Here is a 17,864-nt window from a genome sequence, read left to right on the forward strand (position 1 = left end):
ACCAAGGGCGAGCCCGAGGTCACCGACGTCGTCGTCAGGGACGGCGCCGGTGAGGACGAGCTGCTGCGTCTGGTCAGCGGCGTGGAACGCGAGTCCGAGCACCCGCTCGCGGGAGCCATCGTCGCGTATGCCGTCAGCCGGGGTGTCGCTCCTCCGGTCACCTCGGACTTCCGGAACGTTCCGGGACACGGGGCCGTGGCCACCGTCGACGGCCACCGGGTCGTCGTCGGCAACCGCAAGCTCATGACCCAGGAAGGCATCGACGTCGGTCCGCTGCTGGCTCGACGCGAGGAGCTCGCCGCCAGCGGCCGCACCGCGGTGCTCATCGGCGTCGACGGACGGGGCGCGGGGGTCATCGCCCTGGCCGACGCGGTCCGCGAGACCTCCGCGCAGGCGATCCGCGAGCTGCACGAGCTCGGCACCGAGGTCGTCATGCTCAGCGGCGACAACCAGGCCACCGCCGAACGCATCGCGAGGCAGCTCGGCATCGACACGGTCATCGCCGAGGTGCTCCCCGGCGACAAGGCCGCGAAGGTCGCCGAGCTCCAGGCCCAGGGCAAGAAGGTCGCCATGGTCGGCGACGGCGTCAACGACGCACCCGCCCTGGCCCAGGCGGACCTCGGCATCGCGATCGGCGCCGGCACCGACGTCGCCATCGAGACCGCGGACCTCGTCCTCATGCGCTCGGACCCACTCGACGTGCCCATCGCACTGCGAGTCGGCAGAGGGACGTTGCGCAAGATGCGCCAGAACCTCGGCTGGGCCGTGGGCTACAACGTCATCGCGCTGCCGATCGCAGCGGGCGTGTTCGAGCCGTCCCTGGGCCTCGTGCTCCGGCCGGAGGTCGCGGCACTGTCGATGTCCGGATCCAGCGTCATCGTGGCCGTCAACGCGCTCATGCTCAAGCGCCTACGGCTCCCAGCTCCGCCGCAAGGCGGTGACGCCACGAAGCGTGCACCCCAGCTGGCCGAGTCGGCTGCTCGCCACGGCGGCTGACGCGTACCCCGATCGGGTTCTGAACCGTCCTTCGCTATGGACGCCATGCACGTCGCTGGGGGACGCTGGACCCATGGTGGTGCGCCGTCGGGATCAGTGGCCTTGAGCGTGCGGTCGCGCAGGCCGGCCCCCTGCAGAGGGGGCCGTCAGCGGAGCCCGACACGTGGACAGCGCTCCTCCAGCAGGGCGACCGACCTGGTCGACGAGGACATGAGCCGCAGCGAGGCGGGGCAGGTCACGGCGTGCGTCGACAGACCCGCGGTCGGCTGAGGAGAATGCCGTGGCAGATGCACCTCGACCGGACACGAACCGCCGCGGCCTCATCACCGGCGTCGCGTTGGGCATCGCTGCGCTGCTGACTCTCGGTTTCCTCCTCGGGACCACGGTGGATGCTCTGTCGCAGCCCACCGGGGCCCGCCCAACTCCCGTGGCCGCGAGCGAGTCACCGACACCGACGGTCGCTGACATCTACGACCGGGACCGTCGCGTCCATGGTCGTCATCACCGCAGACCGGAACCGGCTGGGCAGCGGCGTGGTCGCCAACAGGAACGGGGAGATCCTCACCGCTGCGCATGTCGTGAGTGGCGCTGGCACGATCCGCGTGACCTTCGCCGATGGCACGGAGACCACGGCCACGGTGGCGTCGTCCGACGAGGCGTCGGACATCGCCACGCTGATCCCGGGCGACCTCCCCGAGACGCTCGTCCCCGCGACCCTCGGCGGCGCCGTCGAGGTCGGGGGCCCGGTCGTCGCCATCGGCAACCCGCTCGGACTCGCCGCAAGCGCATCCGCGGGCGTGGTGTCAGGCCTCGACCGGCGGGCCGACACGGCCGACGGCACGTTCGCCGGGCTCATCCAGTTCGATGCCGCCGTCAACCCCGGCAGCTCGGGGGGGCCGCTGCTCAACGCGGGCGGACTCGTCGTCGGGATCGTCGTCTCGATCGCCGACCCGGGCAAGGACAGGGCCTTCGCGGGCATCGGCTTCGCGGTCCCGATCGGAACCGCTCTCGGCGGAGACGGGCCGGGCCCACAGATCTGACCTGACCACCACTGAGGAGTCGACATGACCGTCCCCACCGGAGCCGCCCGCAGGCCGGGTGCGAACCCGTTCGAAGAGGTGCTCTTCGAAGTCAAGCGCACCATCGTCGGTCAGGACAGCCTCCTCGAACGGATGGCGGTCGCCCTCCTGACGGGTGGACACCTCCTCGTCGAGGGGGTGCCCGGGCTGGCCAAGACGTTGGCCGTGCGTACGCTCGCTGCCGCCATCGGCGGCCAGTTCCAGCGGATCCAGTTCACGCCGGACCTGGTGCCCGCCGACCTGACCGGCGGACGGGTCTACCGCCAGAACACGGGCGAGTTCGAGACGACCAGGGGACCCGTCTTCACCAACCTGCTGCTGGCCGACGAGATCAACCGCGCCCCGGCCAAGGTGCAGAGCGCACTGCTCGAGGTCATGCAGGAGCGCCAGGTGACCATCGGGCGCGAGACGCTCGCCGTCCCGACGCCGTTCCTGGTCCTGGCCACCCAGAACCCGATCGAGTCGGAGGGCACGTATCCGCTTCCGGAGGCCCAGGTCGACCGCTTCATGATGAAGGTGGTCGTGGGATATCCGAACGCTGCCGAGGAGCACGCCATCGTGCAGCGGTCGATCGAGCCCCCTGCCGAGCACGTGCCGATGCTCACCCTCGAGGACCTGGCCGCGATGCAGGCCAGGGTCGGCGGGACCTACGTCGACCCTGCCATCGTCGACTACGCGGTCCGACTCGTCACGGCGACGCGCTCACCCGCCGCCGTGGGCCTCGGGGACCTGGACCGCTACGTGACCTATGGCGCCAGTCCGCGCGCCACGATCGCCCTCGTGGCGGGTGCCCGGGCCCTCGCCTTCCTCCGCGGACGCGACTACGTGCTGCCCCCCGACCTCGGCGACCTGGCGCTCGACGTGCTGCGGCACCGTCTCGTGCTCTCGTACGAGGCGCTGGCCGACGACGTCGACGCCGACACCGTCGTCACCCGTGTCCTGGGCTCGGTGCCGGCCCCACGAGTCGTGCTCCAGGGGGCCTGACTCTCGTGGTCACGGCGCCCGAGCGCCTGCTGCTCCGCCTGGAGTGGCAGGTCCTCCGCCGCCTCGACGGCAGGCTGAACGGCGCCTACCGCACCCACCACCGTGGTGGCGGCGTCGACCTGGCGGGGCTTCGCGAGTACGTCGACACCGACGATGCCCGCCGCATCGACTGGTCGGCCACCGCCAGGGTGGGCGAGACGCTCGTCCGCGAGTACAACGAGGACCGCGACCTCACGGTCTGGCTCGTCCTCGACCGCTCCGGGTCCATGGGCGTGGGAGCCGAGGGCCGCACGAAGCGCGACGTCCTGACCGAGCTGGCCCTGCTCCTCGCCCGACTCTTCGCGCGCCCGGGCAACCGGGTCGGGGCAGTTCTCTACGACGGTGCCGCGGCCAGGGTGGTCACGACCGGGACGGGCCGGGCCCAGGCGCTGCGCATCGGACGGGAGCTCCTGCGGGAGACGAGGGTGGTCACGACCACCACCGACCTGGCCGGAATGCTGGAGTCGGTGGCGGTGCCGGCGCGGCGGCGGGCCCTGGTCGTCGTCATCTCGGACTTCATCGGCAGCGGTCCGTGGACCCGACCGCTCGCGATGCTCGCGTACCGCCACGATGTGGTCGCGCTGCGCATCGTCGACGCGGCCGACGGCGCCATCCCCGACGTGGGACTGCTGGTCGTCGAGGACGCCGAGACCGGGGAGCAGGTGCTCGTCGACGCGTCGGACCCGGTGTTCCGAGCCGGCATGAGCAGCGCGGTGGCCGCACGCGATGCCGAGGTGAGCGGCGTGTTGCGCCACGTCGCGGTGCCGCTGCACCAGATCCGCACCGACCAGGACCTCGTCGACGCGCTGGTTCGTCTGGTGGCCGCGACGCGGTGGAGACGGTGATGGACCTCACCACCCCGTGGTTGCTCCCGATGGGAATCCTTGCGGTCGTGGCGTTGGTCGTGGGCACCGTCGTCACCGGGCGACGGCGGGCGCGGGTGCTTGTCCTGGCGGGCGTCCCCGGCGGCGCGGCCCCGACACCGGTGCCCGCAGGTCGGTGGCTGTCCTTCAGCGGACTGGCGGTGCTCGCCATCGCGATGGCGGGCCCGACGGTCGACGTCCCGACACCGCGCTCCGCCGGCACGGTCATCGTGGCCATTGACGTCTCCCAGAGCATGACGGCCACGGACGTCGCCCCCAGCCGGCTGCACGCCGCCAAGCGGGTGGCCACCACTCTCATCGAAGCGCAGCCCGACAGTGTGGACATCGGTGTCGTGGCGTTCGGGGCCGGGCCGTTGAGCGCCGGCGAGCCGAGTGCGGATCATGCCCTGGCCGCAGCAGCTGTTGCGCGCCTCACCCCCTCGGGGGGCACCTCGCTCGCGGGGGCGATCCTCGGCAGCCTCTCGGCCATCACGGGGAAGGCGGTGGTCCTGCCGGAGGAGGGCGCCCCAGCGCCGGAGCTGGGGTACTGGAGCTCGGCGACCGTCGTCCTGGTCTCCGACGGCGAGGCGGTGGGTGAGGGGGACGCGGCCGTGGTCGCGGCCACGGCGCTCGCCCTGACCGCGGGCGTGCGCATCGAGGCGGTCGGCGTCGGGACGGCGGCGGGTACCACTGTCGACGCCGACGGCTACACCCTCCACACCGCGCTCGACGAGGACGCACTCACCGAGATCGCCGAGACCACCGGCGGCGAGTACCACCCGTCGTCCGAGGTGGCCGACGTCATGGACCTCGCCGACTCCTTGGACCGTCGACTCACCGTGACTCAGGAGCCCCTTCCTCTCGCAGGCCCGCTCGGTGGCCTTGCCGCCGTGCTGCTCACCCTGGGCTCGGCCCGTGCCTTGATTCGCCAGGGAAGGCTGATCTGATGGCGCTGTCATGGCCGTGGGCGTTGCTGGTCGTCGCGGTCGTACCCGCCCTGTTGGCCCTCCAGTGGTGGCGGGCACGGCGCCGCAAGCGTGGCGCGGTGCTCGTCTCGTCGGTCGCCCTGGTGCGCTCGGTGCAACCGGGCACCACGAGGTGGCGCAGGGTGGTTCCCCCGGCCCTGCTCCTCCTGGCCCTGGTGGCGCTCGGGGTGGCCGCGGCTCGTCCTCATCGGGAGGCCAACGTCTCCTCCACCGCAACCACCATCCTGCTCGCGATGGATGTCTCCAGGTCGATGTGCTCCACCGACGTCGACCCCAACCGCCTGCAGGCGGCCCAGCAGGCAGCCATCGACTTCATCGAGGCACAACCCGAGGGTTCGCGGATCGGGCTGGTGACCTTCGCCGGTTTCGCCACCGTGGCGGTCCCGCCGACCGACGACACCGAGGCCCTCGGGCGCGCCGTCGAGTCGCTGGTGACCGGGCGGGGCACCGCGATCGGCCAGGGCATCCTCACGTCCATCGATGCCATCGCCGAGCTCGACCCGTCCGTCGCTCCCACCGGTGCGGACGTCCCGGACAGCGCGACTCGGGACGACGCCGCGGCCGTGATCGTGGTCCTGACAGATGGCTCCAACAGGAACGGAGTCGACCCGGCGACGGCAGCGGAACAGGCCGCCGACCGGGGGATCCGCGTGTACACGATCGGATTCGGGAGCGAGGTGCCGGCGCCCAGCGTCTGCAACGCCGACCAGGTCGTGCCCGGCGGGGGCTTCGGCGCCGGGCCAGGGGGCCTGGGCGGGCGCGGGGTGGACCGGTCGATCGACGAGGAGACCCTCCAGGGGGTGGCTGATCTCACCGGCGGCACGTACTACCGCGCCGAGAGCGCCGACCAGCTCACCGACGCGCTCGCCGACCTTCCGCAGCACATCGCGACCGGGAAGGAGTCCGTCGACGTCGCCGTCTGGTTCGCCGCTCTGGCCGGTGTGCTCGCCGCCGGGGCCTTCGCGATGGCGACCTGGCTCGACCGGGCCCGGTGAGGACTTGCTGCGGCCCCTCACGGCCCACCCTTCGGAGGGCCACAACTCACCAGGGCTCTCCCTCATGGTTCGCTCGGCGCCACTATGTGGGAGCACGCTCGGTCGTCGAGGCCAGCAGGCGTCGGGCTCGACGACCCAGGTCACCCAGGTCCACTCGCCCCTCATCGGCTGCCGCCGCGAGCCGGGCAGCCAGGTCCAACGCCTCGTCGAGCTCAGGTCCGAGAACGGCGGCCTCCTGCCCCACGTCGCGCAGGATGGTGCGCTCCGTCCTCGAGGCGATCAGCGGTTCGGTCACTCCGTCGATCCACACCCGGGTACGGCGACCATCACGTCGTTCCTCGCCGTCGATGCGCTCGAGCGCGAAGATGCGATCGGCGCGCGCGAACTTGCCGAAGCCCAAGGCCACCATTCGTGTTTCCGACGCCACGGGGACATCCTGACATCGGTCACCACGCTCGTGGTCGCGACGGACAGACCGAGGCTGTCAGGTCAGCCGAAGGTTCCCCCGACACCGCCGAGCAGCTCCAGTGGGTTGATGCCGAGCTGATGCAGGAGGGCGGCGTGCTGGTCGGTGTCCACGACCTCTGGCAGCTCCCGCTCGGCGCGGTCGGCCAGGTCGTCCTCACCTCGACCCCGAAGCTGATCGACGATCTCCTGCCGGTCGATTTCCACGTCGACACCCTTCCGTAGCCGTCAGTGCCTCACCCAGACTGCCCCATGATCAACCACGCGTGAAGCCCCGACGGTGCGGGCTGAGCCTCAACTGGCCTGCCGCTCGCCGCTTCGCCATCCTGGCCGTGGGCCGGCCACGCTCCGCTGCCGAGCAGGTGAATCCCCGGACACCGGGTGCGGCCCGGGCGTAGCCTCCGAAGGGTCGACGGAGTCCCGGCCGTGACCCTCTGGTCCGTCCGTTCGGCACGTGACCCGCGGCCCGCGGGTCGAGAAGGTGTTGCGGACGATGAACCCTCGCCGTCGCCGGCGTGACGTCACCCAGGCCCCGACGCAGCCGACCGTCGGCGTGCTGCTCATGGTGGCGGCGCTCGGGGTGGCCGCGCTCGTGGGCGTCTCACCGCTGCGGTCGCCGGCCGAACCCGCCGGCGACACCAGCGGAGGGTTCTCCCTCGAGCGGGCCCGCGACGACCTCGCGGTCGTGGCGGCGGCGCCCCACCCGATGGGCACCGCCGAGCAGGCGACGGTCGAGGCCTACCTGGTGCGAGAGCTCAGGGCCCTGGGGCTGGAGCCGGAGGTGGACTCGCGCAGGGTGACGATGGCCCCGGATGCGCCCCGCTCGGTGTGGACCGGGACCGTCCGCAACGTCGTGGCGCGGCTCGGGGGCGTGGGGCCCGGCGCGGACCAGGCCGTCCTGCTGGCGGCGCACCACGACTCCGTCCCGACGTCCGCCGGCGCCGGTGACAACGGCGCCGGGGTCGTGAGCGTCCTCGCCGCGATGCGTTCCCTCACGGCGGGACCACCGCCCCGCAACGACGTCATCGTGGCCTTCGTCGACGGCGAGGAGCACGAGATGCTCGGTGCGCTGGCGCTGGTGGAGTCGGCGGAGTGGATGAGGGATGTGCGGGTCGTCGTCAACACCGAGGGGGTCGGGAACGCCGGGCGGGTCACCCCGGCCCTGACGAGCCCGCGCAACGGATGGGCGCTGCGTCAGTACCTCGACGCGGCCCCCTCGCCCATCGTCCACACCGCGTTCGCCGCCCCCCTCAACGCCACCGGTCAGGGCGCCGACCTCGGCCGCTACCAGGAGGTCGTGCCCGCGGGACTCGAGCTGGTGGTCGTGGGTGGCCTCCCGGCATACCACTCAGGACTCGACACGGCAGCGGCCATGCACCCGGGAACGCTCGCCGAGTACGGCACCACCGTCGTCCGCCTGGCGGAGCGGCTGGCGACGACCGACCTCGACACCGTGCGAGCACCGAACCTCGTCGCCTTCACCCTGCTGGACGGGCTGACGGTGGCCTACCCCTCGACGTGGTCCCCGCCGCTCGCCGTGCTCGCGGCGCTCGCCGTGGCCCTGACCGTCGGGGTGGCGACGCGACGCGGACGCGTCGCCGCGCGTCGCGTGGTCCTGTCGTGGCTGGTCCTCGGGGTGGCCGGCCTCAGCGGCGTCCTGGCCGCCACCGCGCTCTGGCTCGGCGCTCGGGTCGTCGACCCCCGGCTGTCCGACGCGGTGAACGGTGGGGTGCACGACCGGACGGCCTACGTCCTGGCCGCCGTCGCCGCCGGCGCTGCCGGCGTCCTCGTCGTCGTGTGGCCGTTGCGTCGTCGCAGCTCGGCACTGGAGGTCGTGGCCGGCGCGCTGGTCGGGTCGGCGCTCGTGGCGCTGCTCCTCGCGGCGGTGCTCCCGGACGCGGCGTATGCCGTCACCTGGCCGCTGCTCGCGGCGACGGCGGGGTTCGCGTTCCTCGTCACCGGGGAGCGGTCGTCGCGGGCGGTGCAGACGGCCGTCACCCTGGCTGCCCTGCCTGCGGTGCTCCTCCTCAGTCCGCTCGTCGCCCTCTACTTCATGCTGTCCGCCCGGTTCGAGCTGATCCTCCCGGTCGCCACCCCGTTGCCGATGCTGTGGGTGGTGCTGGGCCTGACCGTCGTCGTCCCCCTCGTCCTCGTCGGACGAGAGCGGGTGGGCTGGCGTCCGGCGGCGGCGACGGGCGCGCTGGCCGTGGCCGCAGCAGGGGTCGGCGTGGCGACGAGCGCACTCGGCGGTGCACCCCGTCCGAGCCTCCTCGTCCACCACGTCGACGCGGACGCCGGGACGGCACGGTGGGTGGCATTGCCGCAGGAGCTCGATGCGCACACGGGACAGGTCGGCACGACCGGCTGGACGCCGACCCGGTTCGAGGCGTCGCCCTTCCACCAACCGGGCGCGACCCGGCCGGGACTCAGCGCCCCGGCCCCGATGAGGTCCGGCGCCGACGTGAGCCCGCCCGCGGTCACCGTCACCCGCGACACCACGACCCCGGCAGGGCGGGAGCTCGTCGTCGACGTGGCACCCGGTGCGGGCCGGTACGCGGTCACCGTCGACCTCCGCAGCGCAGGCGGAATACGGTCGGTCGCCGTCCACGGGGAACGCCTCGACGAGGCGACCTCCGGGTCGCCGAGCTCGGTCCGTGTCGTGGCCTTCAGCCCGGGAGAGGACATTCCGCTCCGGTTCACCGTGCCGACGGGGGCGGACGTGCAGCTGGCCCTCGCGGCCTACACGACCGGCTTCGACGGCTCGCCCGCCGTGCGGCCCCGCGGCACCGGCCACACCACCGCGGTCCACGAGGTGCCTGACGGCGTCCTCGTCACCTCGGTCGTCGACCTGCGGGACCCGTCGTGACGCGGACACGGTGATGAGCATGGACCGGACCGGACCGGCCAGGGTGCGGACCGTGGGGGAGCGGCGGCTGCTCGAGAGCTTCGCCGCCGTCCCCCCGGGCGAACGCGTGCGGCTGGCCAAGCGCACGTCCAACCTCTTCCGCGCCCGGGAGGGCACCTCGACACGCGGGCTCGACACGAGCGGACTGACCGGCGTGCGCGTGGTCGACGCAGGCACCCTCACGGCCGACGTCGACGGAATGTGCACGTACGAGGACCTCGTCGCCGCAACGCTGCCGCTCGGGCTCGCGCCGCTCGTCGTGCCCCAGCTGCGGACCATCACCGTCGGCGGGGCGGTCACCGGTCTCGGGATCGAGTCGACGTCGTTCCGCAACGGGTTGCCGCACGAGTCCGTCCTCGAGATGGACGTCCTCACGGGTGCCGGCGAGATCGTCACTGCCACAGCGGACAACGAGCACGCCGACCTCTTCCGCGGCTTCCCCAACTCCTACGGGTCGCTGGGCTACGCGACGTGCCTGCGCATCGAGCTCGAGCGTGTGGGTACCTGTGTGGAGGTGAGGCACGTCCGCTTCCACGACCTCGACGCCCTGTGCGCCGCCATCGCCGAGGTCGTGGCGACGAGATCGCACGAGGGCGAGGAGGTCGACCACGTGGACGGGGTGGTCTTCTCCCGCGACGAGGCGTACCTCACGCTGGGTCGTCACTCCGACCGGACCGGACCGACCAGCGACTACACCGGGCAGCAGGTCTACTACCGGTCGATCCAGCACGACGGCCCCTCTCCACGGCGCGACCTGCTCACCACTCACGACTACCTCTGGCGCTGGGACACCGACTGGTTCTGGTGCTCGCGCGCCTTCGGGGCCCAGGACCCGCGCGTCCGGCGGTGGTGGCCGCGCCGGTGGCGCCGGTCGAGCGTGTACTGGAGGCTCGTGGCGGCGGACCGGCGCGTCGGGTTCTCGGACCGCCTCGAGGCACGTCGGGGCAACCCGCCGCGGGAGCGGGTGGTCCAGGACGTCGAGATCCCGCTCGGGCAGACCGCGGCCTTCCTCCACTGGTTCCTCGACGAGGTGCCGATCGAACCGATCTGGCTGTGCCCGTTGCGTCTTCGCGACCATCAGAGGTGGCCGCTCTATCCGCTCGAGCCCGGACGCACCTACGTCAACGTGGGGTTCTGGTCGACCGTGCCGGGGCCCGGACCGGGCGAGGAGCTGGGCGCCACCAACCGCGCCATCGAGCGCCGTGTCGACGAGGTCGGCGGCCACAAGTCCCTGTACTCCGACTCCTACTACTCCCGGTCCGACTTCGACGCCCTCTACGGCGGGGACGCGTATGCCGTGCTGAAGGCCACCTACGACCCGGACGGGCGGTTCCCTCACCTCTACGACAAGGCGGTGCGACACGCATGAGCCACACGACCGATGAGATCCGCACGGTCGCCGACCTCGTCGACGAGGTGGTCGTCGGCCCGCTGCCGGTGCGGGTCACGGCCTACGACGGGTCGAAGACGGGGCCGGACAGCGCCCCGCGAACCATCCACATCGCCAACCAGCGAGCGGTCGCCTACCTCGCCACCGCGCCCGGGGACCTCGGCATGGCCCGCGCCTACACCACCGGTGACCTCGTCGTCGAGGGCGTGCACCCGGGCAACCCCTACGAGGCCCTGGTCGACCTCGAACGTGTGCACTTCCGCCGCCCGGACCCGCGGCTGCTCCTCGACCTCGCGCGCATCGTCGGGCCACGCAACCTCGCGCCCCCGCCCCCGCCGCCGCAGGAGGCTGTGCCGAGGTGGCGGCGGGTGGCCGAGGGCCTGCGCCACTCGTACGGGCGGGACAGCGAGGCGATCCGCCACCACTACGACGTCTCCAACCACTTCTACGAGCAGGTGCTCGGCCCGAGCATGACCTACACCTGCGCGGTCTTCCCCGACCACGACACCGGGCTCGACGAGGCGCAGGAGGAGAAGTACCGCCTCGTCTTCGAGAAGCTCGCGCTGCGTCCCGGTGACCGGTTGCTCGACATCGGCTGCGGGTGGGGCGGGATGGTCCGGTACGCCGCACGGCGGGGGGTGCGAGCGCTCGGCGTGACACTGTCCGGTGAGCAGGCGGCGTGGGCACAGGTCGCCATCGCCCGCGAGGGGCTGGGGGAGCTCGCCGCCGTCCGGCACGAGGACTACCGCCACGTCGCCGAGACCGGGTTCGACGCCATCTCCTCGATCGGCATCACCGAGCACATCGGGGTGCGCAACTACCCCACGTACTTCGACTGGATGCTCCACCACGTCAAGCCGGGAGGGCTCGTGCTCAACCACTGCATCACCAGACCCGAGAACCGGGCCAAGAGCGTCGGCCGGTTCATCGACCGCTACATCTTCCCCGACGGCGAGCTCACCGGGTCCGGCCGGATCATCACGACCATGCAGGACAACGGTTTCGAGGTCGTGCACTCCGAGAACCTGCGAGAGCACTACGCCCTCACCCTGGCGGCCTGGGGCGAGAACCTCGTCGAGCACTGGGCCTCCTGCGTGGCCGACGTGGGGGAGGGGACGGCGAAGGTCTGGGGCCTCTACCTCGCGGGCTCGCGTCGTGGCTTCGAGCGCAACGTCGTCCAGCTGCACCAGGTGCTGGCCGCGAGGCCGGTGCCGTCCCGACTCCCGCAGGTGCCGCTGCGCCAGTGGTGGACCTCGTGAGGGCTGCCGCGGGTGACGACCGCGGCGTAGCGTCTGGACGCATGGACCGGAACCGGTGGATGTCATGAGGGTCGTCGTCGTCGGTGCAGGGCTGGCCGGGGCGAACGTCGTCGAGGAGCTGCGCGAGCGTGGGCACGAGGGCGAGATCGTCCTCATCGGGGCGGAGCCGCACCTGCCCTACGAGCGGCCACCGCTCAGCAAGGACGTCCTCCTCGGGAAGAAGGAGACCGGTGACGCCACCGTGCACGACGCCGACTGGTACTCGGAGCACGACATCGAGGTGCACACGGGCACGGAGGTCACGTCCATCGACCGGGAGCGCCACCTCGTCGTCACCAGTGCCGGCGAGCAGCCGTACGACGTGCTCGTCCTCGCCACCGGGTGCGAGCCTCGGCGCCTGGCCCTGGCGGACGGCTCCGGCCGGCCGGTGCGGTACCTGCGGACGGTGGAGGACTCCGCCGCGGTCAAGCAGGCGCTGACCGACGGGGCGAACGTGGCGATCATCGGTGCGGGCTGGATCGGTCTCGAGGTGGCCGCCGCGGCACGGCTGGCCGGCGCGCAGGTCACCGTCCACGAGATGGCCGCGCTTCCCCTGGTGGGAGTGCTCGGTCCCGAGGTGGCAGAGCGGTTCGCCCAGCTGCACCGTTCGCACGGCGTCGACCTCCGCCTCGGGGTCACGGTGACCGCCGACGACCTCGCCGAGGCAGACGTCGTCGTCGTGGGCGTGGGGGTCCTGCCGCGCACCGCCCTCGCGGAGGCGGCGGGGCTCGACGTCGACAACGGCGTGCTCGTCGACGCCCACCTCCGGTCCTCCGACCCGGACATCCTCGCCGTCGGCGACATCGCGAACCACCTTCACCCGGTCCTGGGCCGGCGGTTGCGGGTCGAGCACTGGGACACCGCGATCAAGCAGGGCAAGGCGGCGGCGGCGACCATCCTCGGCGCCGACGAGCCCTACACCCGCCTGCCGTACTTCTACACCGACCAGTACGACCTCGGGATGGAGTACTGGGGCAGTGTCGGCCCGGACGGCTACGACCGCGTCCGGACCACCGGCGACTTCAGCGGGGCGTTCCGCGCCTGGTGGATCCGCGACGACGTCGTGGTCGCGGCGATGCAGGCCAACGACTGGGACGCGGCGGACGAGATGCGTGCCAGCGTCGGCCAGCCGCCGCCCGCGGAGTCAGGCCCGTGACGAGGCGTCGCTGAGCAGCCACACGGCATACTGCGCGTCCGGCGGGCGCAGGTCGTAACCGCCCGCTCGCAGGTCGACGCGCAGGCCGGCGGCCTCGACGTCGAGGACGAACTCCTCCGGCGGGTAGGCGCGGCTCCCCGCCGGGCCCCCGGTCAGGTGGAAGCCGATGAGGAGGCGACCGCCGGGAGCGAGCAGCCCCCGCAACGTGCCGAGCGCCCGTCGCTCGGTGCCCTCCGCGAGCAGGATGAAGACGTTGCCCACGGAGAGGACGAGGTCGAACTCGGCGGGTCGGCCGCGCGCCGCCAGCGCCTCGGGCGAGAGCGCGAGGATGTCGAGCGGCAGCAGGCCGACCCCCGGGTAGGTGCGCTCGGCCTGGTCGACGAGGGCGAGGTCCGGGTCGACGCCCGTGACCTCGTGTCCGCGCTCCCGGAGCGCCGCCGTGACCCGGCCCATGCCGGCGCCGGCGTCGAGCACCCGGGCACCTCGGGGCAGCAGTGCATCGGCCAGCCGGGCCTCGCCGTCGACGTCCTCACCGCGGGCGACGAGGTCGGCGAACCGCCGGCCGTAGCCGAGGTGCGCCTCGCCCCCGAGGGCCCAGCGGGTGGCGGGCAGCTCGCTCACGCGGACCCCAACGGCTCGAGCAGCCCCGGTGCGCCCAGCCACGCGTCGGGGATCGCGAAGGCGTCCACGAGCAGCCGGGCGTGCGGTGCGAGGTCCTTGCACAGGACCCCGACGCCGCGGATGACACGCTTCGAGGCGGTGGGCGTCAGGCGTCCGTGCTCGAGGTACCAGGCACGGTGGCGCTCGATGGTCGAGAGGGCGAAGAGGTCGGTGACGTCGTCGAGGAGCTCGGCCACGGGTCCCTCCTCGCACGTCTCCACCGCGGCGCACATCGCCTCCAGCAGCACCCGGTCGATGTGCGCCTCGGCGGCGGCGAGCAGGTGGTCCTGGGCGTTGTTGAAGATCCGGAAGGCGTCCGTCGGCTCGGCCCTGGCGGCCTTCGCCAGCCTGAGGGCCACCCCTTCGAGCAGGTGCTTCTCGCGGTCGAGGAAGAGCGAGAGCTGGCGGCCGCGGTGCCGTTCGGCGTCGTCGTCGTCGGTGCTGGGTGCGCGAGCCATGAGCCGCGAGATGAGCCCGGCAGCCGGCGTGCGCTCGAGGATCGACGACGCCGTGAAGCGCGAGGCGAAGGCGATCATGGCGCGCGGCGAGTTGTCCTCGAAGGTCTCCTGGAACTCGGTGAGCAGCCCCTTGGCCACGAGCTGGAGCAGGACGGTGTTGTCGCCCTCGAACGTCGTGAAGACGTCGGTGTCGGCCTTGAGGTCGGTGAGCCGGTTGCTCGCCATGTAGCCGGCGCCGCCGCAGGCCTCGCGGCACATCTGGATGGTGTCGGTCGCGTGCCGGGTGGCGACGGCCTTGATCCCGGCGGCGCGCGCCTCGAGCTCGCGCTGGTGCTCCTCCGGCGCGCCACCCTCATGGCCCGCGACCTCGTGCATCATCTCGACGAGGTCGTTCTGCGCGAGCATCAGCGCGTAGCTCCTGGCGATGGCGGGCAGCAGCTTGCGCTGGTGCGCGCGGTAGCTCATCAGGGTGAGCTCCTCCTCGCCGTCCCCGGGGGCGGCGAACTGCCGCCGGTGCAGGGCGTACCTCGTGGCCAGGGTGAGCGCCGACCGGGTCGCGGCGCCCGCCCCGCCGGCGACCGAGATCCGGCCGCGGACCAGGGTGCCGAGCATCGTGAAGAAGCGACGCGAGGCGTCGTCGATCGGCGAGCTGTAGGTGCCGCCGGCATCGATGTCGCCGTAGCGGCCGAGCAGGTTCGCGCGCGGCACCCGCACCTCGTCGAACTCGAGGGTGCCGTTGTCCACGCCGGGCAGTCCGCCCTTGGCGCCGTTGTCGCCGATGGTCACCCCGGGCATCGGGTGCCCCTGCCCGTCGCGGATCGGGACGAGGACGCAGTGGACCCCGTGCCCCTCACCGTCGGCGCTGACCAGCTGGGCGAACACCGCCGCCATCCGGCCGTCGCGCGCCGCGTTGCCGATGTAGTTCTTCTGCGACCCGGGGGTCGGGGACCTGACGACGATCTCGTCGGTCCCGAGGTCGTGCGTCGCCGTGGTCTCGAGGTGCTGCACGTTGGACCCGTGCCCGGTCTCGGTCATGGCGAAGCAGCCGAGGAGGCTCCCGTCGACCATGCCGGGCAGGTATGCCGTGTGGTGCCGTTCGGTGCCGAGGTTGGCGATGGCGCCCCCGAAGAGGCCGAACTGCACACCGGCCTTGACGAGGAGCGACAGGTCGCCGTGGCCGAGCATCTCGAAGGCGGTGACGGAGGCGCCGAAGTCGGCGCTGCCGCCCATCCCCGTGGCGAGCCCGGCGCTGGCGAAGTCCTCGCCGGTCAGTGAGAGCAGCTGGGCGGTGGTGAACGCACGGTGCTCCTCCATCGACAGGCGCTCTGGCGGTGGAGCGAACCGCATCGGGTCCTCGTGCTCGCGCAGGCGACGACGCACCTCACCCCAGCGTCCGTCGAGGATGCGGGTCAGGGCGGGGGCGAGGTCGTCCACGGTCACTCCTGGGGGCTGTCGGTGTCGGTGGTCACGGGGAAGACGGCGGACAGCCCGCCCCAGATGAGCTCGGTGAGGTGCTCCTTGAGCATCTCGCGCGACGTCCCGGAGCCGGCAGCGCCCGCGCGCAGCCAGTCGTCGCCGGCGGCGCGGACCATGCCGACCACGGCGTGGCCCCAGGTCGGTGCCGGGTCGGTGCTGCGCCCCGCGGCGCCCAGCGCGACGGCGATGAGCCCGCCGATCTGTACCGCGATCGACTGGCTCACGCTCCAGGCGAGGTCGATGGTCTCGGTGCGCTCGGACGGCGGCACGAGCGGGGCGGCGACGATGAAGCGGTAGACCTCGGGGTCGGTCTCGACGAGCGACAGGTAGGCGTCGACGGCGGCGGCGAGCACGTCGCGCGGCGCCGTCGTGGGCTCGGTCTGCCCGTCGGAGAGCGCGAGGACGTCGCCGACGGCCCGGCTGATGTCGCGCAGGATGCTCGCGTTGACGCGTTCGGCGACGGCGCCGTAGAGCCCGGCCCGGTCGGTGAAGTGCCGGTAGAAGACGGTCTTCGAGGTGCCCGCGAGGGCGGCGATGTCGTCGATGGCCACGCTGGCGCCGCGGCTCCGGATGGCGCGCAGGGTGGCCTCCACGAGCTCGGTGCGGCGTTGGGCGCGGTGCTCGTCCCAGCGGCTGCTGCGCCCGTCCACGGGTGCCTCGGCGGCGGGAGCGGGGCGCCCGTCCGGCTCGGGCCTCGTGGTGCTGGTCACAGGTCGGACCGTAGCAGGCGCGACCGGGTACCTGCTACCGTCAGTACCGGATATGTGTCGCATCCCACGCGGCCCGCACGACCCACCTCTCGACCCCTTCCAGGAGCCCACGGTGACCCCAGCCAGTCCCCGCCGCGCCGCAGTCCTCGGCGGTAACCGCATTCCCTTCGCCCGCCAGTTCGGGCCCTACGCCAAGGCGTCCAACCAGGACATGTTCACGGCCGCGCTCGAGGGGCTCGTCGCACGGCACGGCCTCGCCGGGGAGCGTCTCGGTGAGGTCGTCGGTGGCGCCGTCATCAAGCACAGCCGCGACTTCAACCTCACGCGTGAAGCGGTCCTCGGGTCGAGCCTCGCACCGCAGACGACGGCATACGACGTCCAGCAGGCCTGTGGGACCGGGCTCGAGAACGCCATCCTCGTCTCCAACAAGATCAAGCTCGGGCAGATCGAGTCCGGCATCGCCGGCGGCGTCGACACCTCCTCGGACGCGCCGATCATGGTGAGCGAGAAGCTCCGTCGCAAGCTGCTCCGTCTCAACCGGGGAAGGACGACGCTCGACATGGCCAAGGGTGTCCTCGCGATCCGGCCCGGAGACATCGGCATCGAGACGCCGGCCAACACCGAGCCGCGCACCGGGCTGTCCATGGGCGAGCACATGGCGATCACCGCCAAGAAGTGGGGCATCACCCGCGAGGCGCAGGACCAGCTCGCCGCAGCGAGCCACCAGAACCTCGCCGCGGCCTACGACCGCGGCTTCTTCGACGACCTCATGACCTCCTACCTCGGCCTCGCCAAGGACCAGAACCTGCGCCCCGACTCGAGCGTCGAGAAGCTCGCCGCTCTCAGGCCGGTCTTCGGCAAGGGCGAGAACGCGACGATGACGGCCGGCAACTCGACGCCGCTCACCGACGGCGCGTCCGCGGTCCTGCTCGGCTCGGAGGAGTGGGCCGCCGAGCACCACCTTCCCGTCCAGGCGTGGTTCGTCGACGGCGAGGTCGCCGCGGTCGACTACGTGCACGGTGACGAAGGGCTGCTCATGGCCCCCGCGTATGCCGTCCCGCGCCTGCTCGCCCGCAACGGGCTGACGCTGCAGGACTTCGACTACTACGAGATCCACGAGGCCTTCGCCTCCACCGTCCTCTCGACTCTCAAGGCGTGGGAGGACGAGGAGTTCTGCACCGAGCGCCTCGGCCTCGAGAAGCCGCTCGGACCCATCGACAGGTCGAGGCTGAACGTCAACGGCTCGTCGCTCGCGGCCGGCCACCCCTTCGCCGCCACCGGCGGCCGCATCGTCGCGACCCTCGCGAAGATGCTGCACGAGAAGGGCCCGGGCAGCCGTGGCCTCATCTCCATCTGCGCTGCCGGTGGGCAGGGCGTCGTCGCGATCCTCGAAGGAGCCTGACC

Annotated in this window: 16 protein-coding genes; 11 read left to right on the top strand and 5 right to left on the bottom strand. The window is 72.4% G+C overall.

All coding sequences use genetic code 11. The features are described 5' to 3' along the window. The 6 genes from N801_RS12765 to N801_RS12790 form a co-directional block, all read left to right on the top strand. Positions 1 to 996 (top strand): HAD-IC family P-type ATPase (locus N801_RS12765; RefSeq protein WP_035938395.1); only part of this gene is annotated, 996 nt, incomplete at its 5' end. Positions 997 to 1,487: 491 nt separating this feature from the next. Then, the gene (locus N801_RS12770; RefSeq protein ID WP_052112966.1) at positions 1,488 to 2,036 is read left to right on the top strand and encodes a S1C family serine protease; all 549 of its coding nucleotides are present in this window, start codon (positions 1,488 to 1,490) and stop codon (positions 2,034 to 2,036) included. A 24-nt stretch (positions 2,037 to 2,060) separates the two neighbouring features. Continuing rightward, a complete protein-coding gene (locus tag N801_RS12775) occupies positions 2,061 to 3,059 on the top strand; it encodes an AAA family ATPase (protein WP_052112969.1) in 999 nt (332 codons plus the stop codon). A gap of 5 nt (positions 3,060 to 3,064) precedes the next feature. After that, positions 3,065 to 3,943 carry a DUF58 domain-containing protein gene (locus tag N801_RS12780; protein WP_035938397.1) on the top strand — a complete coding sequence of 293 codons (879 nt, stop codon included), beginning with the start codon at positions 3,065 to 3,067 and terminating at the stop codon, positions 3,941 to 3,943. Further along, positions 3,943 to 4,908, top strand: a complete 966-nt coding sequence (locus N801_RS12785) for a VWA domain-containing protein (protein WP_035938400.1) — start codon at positions 3,943 to 3,945, stop codon at positions 4,906 to 4,908. Before N801_RS12780 ends, N801_RS12785 begins: the two co-directional genes overlap by 1 nt. After that, on the top strand, positions 4,908 to 5,942 hold the full coding sequence (locus N801_RS12790; RefSeq protein WP_035938402.1) for a VWA domain-containing protein: 1,035 nt from the start codon (positions 4,908 to 4,910) through the stop codon (positions 5,940 to 5,942). The genes N801_RS12785 and N801_RS12790 overlap by 1 nt, the downstream gene beginning before the upstream one ends. A gap of 82 nt (positions 5,943 to 6,024) precedes the next feature. Here N801_RS12790 and N801_RS12795 read toward each other — a convergent pair whose 3' ends face one another. Further along, positions 6,025 to 6,369, bottom strand: a complete 345-nt coding sequence (locus tag N801_RS12795; protein ID WP_035938404.1) for a hypothetical protein — start codon at positions 6,367 to 6,369, stop codon at positions 6,025 to 6,027. 62 nt (positions 6,370 to 6,431) lie between these two features. After that, positions 6,432 to 6,614, bottom strand: a complete 183-nt coding sequence (locus N801_RS12800) for a hypothetical protein (protein WP_035938406.1) — start codon at positions 6,612 to 6,614, stop codon at positions 6,432 to 6,434. 286 nt (positions 6,615 to 6,900) lie between these two features. Between N801_RS12800 and N801_RS12805 the strand changes: the two genes are divergently transcribed. From N801_RS12805 to N801_RS12820, 4 genes are all read left to right on the top strand, one after another. Further along, positions 6,901 to 9,273, top strand: coding sequence for a M28 family peptidase (locus N801_RS12805; RefSeq protein WP_035938408.1), 2,373 nt, complete (start codon positions 6,901 to 6,903; stop codon positions 9,271 to 9,273). Between the two features lie 19 nt (positions 9,274 to 9,292). Beyond that, entirely contained in the window at positions 9,293 to 10,681 is a 1,389-nt protein-coding gene (locus N801_RS12810) for an FAD-binding oxidoreductase (protein WP_084108904.1), read from the top strand. Continuing rightward, positions 10,678 to 11,961: an SAM-dependent methyltransferase gene (locus N801_RS12815; RefSeq protein WP_035938412.1), complete on the top strand. Its 1,284-nt coding sequence runs from the start codon at positions 10,678 to 10,680 to the stop codon at positions 11,959 to 11,961. Before N801_RS12810 ends, N801_RS12815 begins: the two co-directional genes overlap by 4 nt. 64 nt (positions 11,962 to 12,025) lie before the next feature. After that, the gene (locus tag N801_RS12820) at positions 12,026 to 13,156 is read left to right on the top strand and encodes an NAD(P)/FAD-dependent oxidoreductase (RefSeq protein ID WP_035938414.1); all 1,131 of its coding nucleotides are present in this window, start codon (positions 12,026 to 12,028) and stop codon (positions 13,154 to 13,156) included. Here N801_RS12820 and N801_RS12825 read toward each other — a convergent pair. The 3 genes from N801_RS12825 to N801_RS12835 are packed head-to-tail and all read right to left on the bottom strand — an operon-like array spanning position 13,145 to position 16,460. Next, on the bottom strand, positions 13,145 to 13,777 hold the full coding sequence (locus tag N801_RS12825) for a class I SAM-dependent methyltransferase (RefSeq protein WP_035938416.1): 633 nt from the start codon (positions 13,775 to 13,777) through the stop codon (positions 13,145 to 13,147). The two genes, N801_RS12820 and N801_RS12825, sit on opposite strands and share 12 nt — an antisense overlap. Continuing rightward, positions 13,774 to 15,708, bottom strand: a complete 1,935-nt coding sequence (locus N801_RS12830) for an acyl-CoA dehydrogenase family protein (RefSeq protein WP_035938418.1) — start codon at positions 15,706 to 15,708, stop codon at positions 13,774 to 13,776. Before N801_RS12830 ends, N801_RS12825 begins: the two co-directional genes overlap by 4 nt. Positions 15,709 to 15,710: 2 nt before the next feature. After that, positions 15,711 to 16,460 carry a TetR family transcriptional regulator gene (locus N801_RS12835; protein WP_052112973.1) on the bottom strand — a complete coding sequence of 250 codons (750 nt, stop codon included), beginning with the start codon at positions 16,458 to 16,460 and terminating at the stop codon, positions 15,711 to 15,713. Positions 16,461 to 16,572: 112 nt separating this feature from the next. On the opposite strand from N801_RS12835, the gene N801_RS12840 reads away from it, so the two are divergent. Then, positions 16,573 to 17,862, top strand: coding sequence for an acetyl-CoA C-acetyltransferase (locus N801_RS12840; protein WP_035938419.1), 1,290 nt, complete (start codon positions 16,573 to 16,575; stop codon positions 17,860 to 17,862). Positions 17,863 to 17,864 lie beyond the last annotated feature (2 nt).

The organism is Knoellia aerolata DSM 18566, from assembly GCF_000768695.1.
GTDB classification, from domain to species: domain Bacteria; phylum Actinomycetota; class Actinomycetes; order Actinomycetales; family Dermatophilaceae; genus Knoellia; species Knoellia aerolata.